The sequence below is a fragment of the Pirellulales bacterium genome (genome assembly GCA_036490175.1).
Taxonomy (GTDB): domain Bacteria; phylum Planctomycetota; class Planctomycetia; order Pirellulales; family JACPPG01; genus JACPPG01.
Map to the genome: position 1 here is coordinate 1 of DASXEJ010000091.1, position 4,783 is coordinate 4,783.

Annotated in this window: 5 protein-coding genes; 2 read left to right on the top strand and 3 right to left on the bottom strand. The window is 61.4% G+C overall.

Translation table 11 applies throughout. The features are described from left to right. Positions 1-361: 361 nt before the first annotated feature. Genes arsJ through pstS form a run of 3 tightly spaced genes read right to left on the bottom strand, consistent with a single transcriptional unit; the run spans position 362 to position 3,812 of the window. On the bottom strand, positions 362-1,612 hold the full coding sequence (gene arsJ, locus VGG64_06460) for an organoarsenical effux MFS transporter ArsJ (protein ID HEY1599226.1): 1,251 nt from the start codon (positions 1,610-1,612) through the stop codon (positions 362-364). Between the two features lie 42 nt (positions 1,613-1,654). Next, positions 1,655-2,725, bottom strand: coding sequence for an ArsJ-associated glyceraldehyde-3-phosphate dehydrogenase (locus tag VGG64_06465; GenBank protein HEY1599227.1), 1,071 nt, complete (start codon positions 2,723-2,725; stop codon positions 1,655-1,657). 28 nt (positions 2,726-2,753) lie between these two features. Continuing rightward, on the bottom strand, positions 2,754-3,812 hold the full coding sequence (gene pstS / locus VGG64_06470; protein HEY1599228.1) for a phosphate ABC transporter substrate-binding protein PstS: 1,059 nt from the start codon (positions 3,810-3,812) through the stop codon (positions 2,754-2,756). A gap of 325 nt (positions 3,813-4,137) precedes the next feature. Between pstS and VGG64_06475 the strand changes: the two genes are divergently transcribed. Next, a complete protein-coding gene (locus tag VGG64_06475; GenBank protein ID HEY1599229.1) occupies positions 4,138-4,494 on the top strand; it encodes a metalloregulator ArsR/SmtB family transcription factor in 357 nt (118 codons plus the stop codon). Between the two features lie 79 nt (positions 4,495-4,573). Further along, the coding region (locus VGG64_06480; GenBank protein HEY1599230.1) for a hypothetical protein at positions 4,574-4,783 on the top strand (210 nt) is incomplete at its 3' end.

The window sequence follows — 4,783 nt, forward strand, 5'->3', positions numbered from 1 at the left end:
GGCGGCAATTTGTAGAGCACCGGCCAGGTCGAGAGCGTGGAGTTCGGATCGCGTGCGTAGGGATCGCTCACGAACAATTGCGCCAACGCCGTCTGGCCCCAGAGGCAAGAACCCAACACAGCCAACCAAGCGATGCGCCGCATAACAACCTCCGCCGAAAACACGGGTTTGAAACGATCGTGCGGCCTTTATTGTCATTCATGGCCAGTCAGGAAGCAAAACATTTTGCACCCCGCCGGTACTTGATCGGGCCGGGGGGCGGCGGGCCGGACGTTGACCGGGACCGCGGGCGTCGGGGCCCGAGGCCCTGAAAACAGCCGCCCATGGGCTCCCAACGTCCCGAAAGCTCGCCGAGCGCTGCTTACTCCATCCCCTGAGTCGCCATCGCGTCGGGCGACATGGAAAGAGCATGACGGTTTGATACCGGCAACAACAACGTAAGTCCTGCCGCTGCCAACACAAACAGCGTCGAGACCCAGAGGCAACCTGGCAAGCCCGCCGCCAGGTACATCACGCCGGACAGCAGCGTGCCGACCAGCCGGCCGCAGGCGTTGGCCATATAGTAAAAGCCGACGTTCAGGGCCACTTTGTCGGAGTCGGTATAGGCCAGAATCAGATACGAATGCACCGATGAATTGACCGCAAACACGACGGCGAATAGCGCCAACCCGCCCAGCACGGCCAGCGTGGGATAGACGTTGAATTGCAGGGCGGCAGCGATGCCGGCGGAAACCGCGGCCAGCAAGAACCCCCAGAATTGTGCGCCCTTGGCAATCGCCGCTGCGTCCGCATCGCGTTTGAGAAACTTCGGCGCAACGGCTTGGACCATGCCGTAGCCGATTACCCATGCGGCCATGAACCCGCCGACGCCGCTGAAACTCCAGCCCAAAGCGTCGTAAAGAAAAATCGGCAGGCCGACGACAAACCACACATCGCGCGAGCCAAACAAAAAGAACCGGGCAAGCGACAGCATGTTGATTTCGCGGCTCTTCGAGAAAAGCTGCTTGAACTTGACCTTCACCTTCGACTTGCCCATGTCCTGCTTCAGGCTCAGGACCGAGCCGACCAGCACCATGCCAAGCGCCCCCGCCATAGCCCAAAGCGCGCCAGCGAAGCCCAGCCAGCTTAGGAGCACGCCGCCGACCAGGAACCCAAGCCCCTTCAGGGCGTTCTTGGAGCCGGTGAGAATCGCGACCCACTTGAACAGTGCCGAGTCGTTCCCTTCAGGCACGAGCAGCTTAATGGCGCTCTTGGAACTCATCTTGGTCAGGTCTTTGGCGATGCCCGAGAGGGCCTGGGCCGTCATCACGTAGGCGACCGAGAGCCACGCCGCCCATGCGGGGCTGACGAACGACAGCATCACGAGCGCGGCAACCTGGATGGCGAGCCCGGCGAACAGCGTGAGCCGCAGGCCGAACCGTGAGCCGATCCAGCCCCCGAACAGATTCGTCAGGATGCCGAAGAACTCGTAGAGCAGGAAGAGGAAGGCGAGATTGACCGGCGTGTAGCCGAGCTGATGAAAGTGCAGCAGCACCAGCATGCGCAGCGCGCCGTCGGTGAGCGTAAAGCCCCAATACGATGCCGTGACCAGGGCATAATTGCGCAAATCCATTGAACCGTTTCCCTACGGAGAAATATCGAACCTGCTATCCGTCTACCGCTTGAGCGCCGGCTTCTTTCCATCATCTTTAACGGTCGATGACGGGCCAGCGGCCAAGCCGAGACTTCTGCCGACCAGGGCAGCCAGTTCGACCAGCCGGTTGGCGTAGCCGATTTCGTTGTCGTACCAGGCGAGCACCTTGACGAGAGTTTGATCGACGACCGTCGTGGACGGGCCATCGACGATGCTCGATCGCGTGTCGTTGAGAAAGTCGGCAGAGACCAGCGGCTTCGATTCAAATCCCAAAATGCCCTTGAGCGGGCCCTCGGCGGACTGCTGCAAAAAACCATTGACCTCCTGCACGCAGGTCGGCCGCTCGACTTCGAAGACACAATCGGTGAGCGAGGCATTGAGCAGCGGCACCCGGACGGCAAGGCCGTTCAGCTTGCCGTTCAGTTCCGGGTAAATCAGGCCGATCGCCGTCGCCGACCCGGTGCTGGTCGGAATAAGCGAATTCAGCGCCGAGCGAGCACGGCGCAGATCCTTGTGCGGGGCGTCGACAATGACTTGCGTGTTCGTCACGTCGTGCATCGTGGTGATCAGGCCGTGCCGGATGCCGATTTCTTCGTGCAGCACTTTGACGACGGGCGCCAGGCAGTTCGTCGTGCATGACGCGGCCGTGACGATACGATGACGAGCGGCGTCGTAGAGGTCATCGTTGCAGCCCATCACGATGTTGATTGCACCTTCCTTCACCGGCGCGGCGACAACGACTTTTTTCACCCCGCGGTCGAAGTGCCCTTGCAGCGTCTGGGGCGTCAGGAACTTGCCCGAGCACTCGAGCACAATGTCAATCTCGTGCTCGTCCCAGGGGATTTCGCCGGGCGAGGGGCGATCGGTAAAGCTGACCCGGTAACCGTCGATGGTCATCCCCTCGGCGTCCGCCTCGATCGCGCGGGGCCACCGGCCGTGGACCGAGTCGTATTCGAGCAAATGCGCGGCGGTCGTCGCCCCGCCTTTCACTTCGTTGATATGGACAAAATGAAAATTGTGCCAGTCCCAGGCGGCGCGCAGCGCCAGCCGCCCCATTCGTCCGAAGCCGTTGATTCCGACGCGTGTGGTCACTGCGTTTCTCCGAATGCGTTCTTTCGGCCTAATTCCCGATTCGCTGCATGGCTGCCAGGGCTTTTGCCTCGACCGCCGGCGGGACACGGACATAGCCGAGCGGCTCATTGCAACGCTGCCCCTGGGTAAGACCCCATTTCACGAAATCCTTGATGGCCTTTGCCTTTTGCGCATCGGCGTACTGCTGGTAAAGCAAGAGCCAGGTGTACGTCACGATGGGATAGGACTGCTTGCCGTCCGGATCTGGAAAGAACGCGCGTAGGTTCGCGGGAAGCTCTGCGCTCAACAGAGTGGCGTGCCCACTGTCGGCAGTCGGCATCACGAACGTGCCCTCTTTGTTTTCGAGCTGCGCCATCGCAAGCTTCGCGCGTTCGGCGATTCCATACTCCGAATATCCGATCGCTCCCGGAATACGCGCGACGTGTGCGGCGACCCCTTCATTTCCTCTGGCACCGATGTGCGTCGTCGGCCATTGAACGGCGGTGCCCACTCCTGGCCCGTCCCGCCAGGCTTTGCTGATCGCCGACAAGTGATTGGTAAAGGCGAAGGTCGTGCCACTGCTTTCGGTTCGGACGACGAGTGTGATGGGGACATTCGGGGGATCGATCTTGGGATTCGCCTTTTGAATGCGGGCGTCATCCCACGATGTGATCTTGCCGAGGAAGATATCCACGTAAACGTCACGAGGCAGCCGCAGGCCGTTTGGGACACCAGCCAGGTTGTAGGCAATCACGACCGTGCCGGCCGCCACGGGGACGAGCTGCACGCCGCGCTTGACCGATGCGATCTGCTCGTCGCTCAAGGCAGCGTCGCTGCCCCCGAAATCGACGGCGTCGGCCATGAACCTCTTTTGTCCCTCGCCGCTTCCTACGGCGTCGTATTCAAGCAAGACGTTCGGATGGAGTTCGTGGTATTCTTCGGCCCACTGCCGATAGAGTGGAGCCGCAAAGGTTGACCCGGCCCCGCGGATGACGATGACATCGCGGTCCGGACGCGACGTCGAGACTCTGGTGTCTCCGCATCCCAACAAAAAGCCGAAACCGACTGTCAGAACGGCGAACCGTATCACGCCACTCGCGTGCGACATGGGTCTTTTCCTCCGGGCCGCTGCTGCGGCCAGCTTTGGCACAAAACTCAGCACGGGCAATCATTTCGTCATTCGACGATTGACGATCTTACTGGGAAGGGCACCTTGGCGGCTGTTAGATTTGGGTTAGCGGTCGAGCAATCGTCGCGGAAGGCGAACGGACAATCGCGAGCGGCCTGCATAATGCCCAAGATTATTCAGTTGATGCCCATCGCCGCTTCTTGTGGCCGCGTCCGCTGGCGGCTATCCTTGAGCAAATGCCGCCCTCTGAAACGGTCGAGTCTCCCGCTTCCCCAACCGGCTACAAAATCGCAAAATAACGATAATGGCTAAGAAAGATACTGCTTGCCCGGAAGAGGACAAGCTTTGCGAGGCCGACGTCACCGCGATCGACACGCGACCCGTCGAGGGACCGGCCGCCGACGAGGAGTTGGCGCTACTGACGAAGGCGGTCGGACACCCGGCGCGCGTGCAAATTCTGCGGCTGCTTTCCCGCCGGCAGTCTTGCGTCTGCGGCGAAATCGCCGACGCGTTTCCGCTGGCACAGTCGACCGTCTCGCAGCATCTCAAGATTCTCAAAGAAGCCGGGCTGATTCGTGGCGAGGTCGACGGCCCTCGCGTTTGCTACTGTGTCGATGCGCGAACCCTTCGCCGGCTGAAGGCACTGATCGCGGTGATCTAGCCGCCGGCCTTTGTCGCCTTCGCATTTTGCCGCGCCGGCCCTTTTGGGATCATTGTTCCCGCGTCGGTTGGTACGTAGGATGAAGACTTACCCCCTGGTGGGAGGCGAGACTTTGTCCGGGCGTTCGATCCAGCAGCGTATTTTGCTCCCCGTCGTGGGCGTCGTGGCGGTGGCGCTGACCGTTTCGGCCGCCATAACGGCGGCCTGGCTGCATCACACGGTGCAGCAGCGCGACCAGCAGCGGCTGGCCCGGGTGGTGGCGGCACTTACAGCCCCGGGGTTCCCGCTC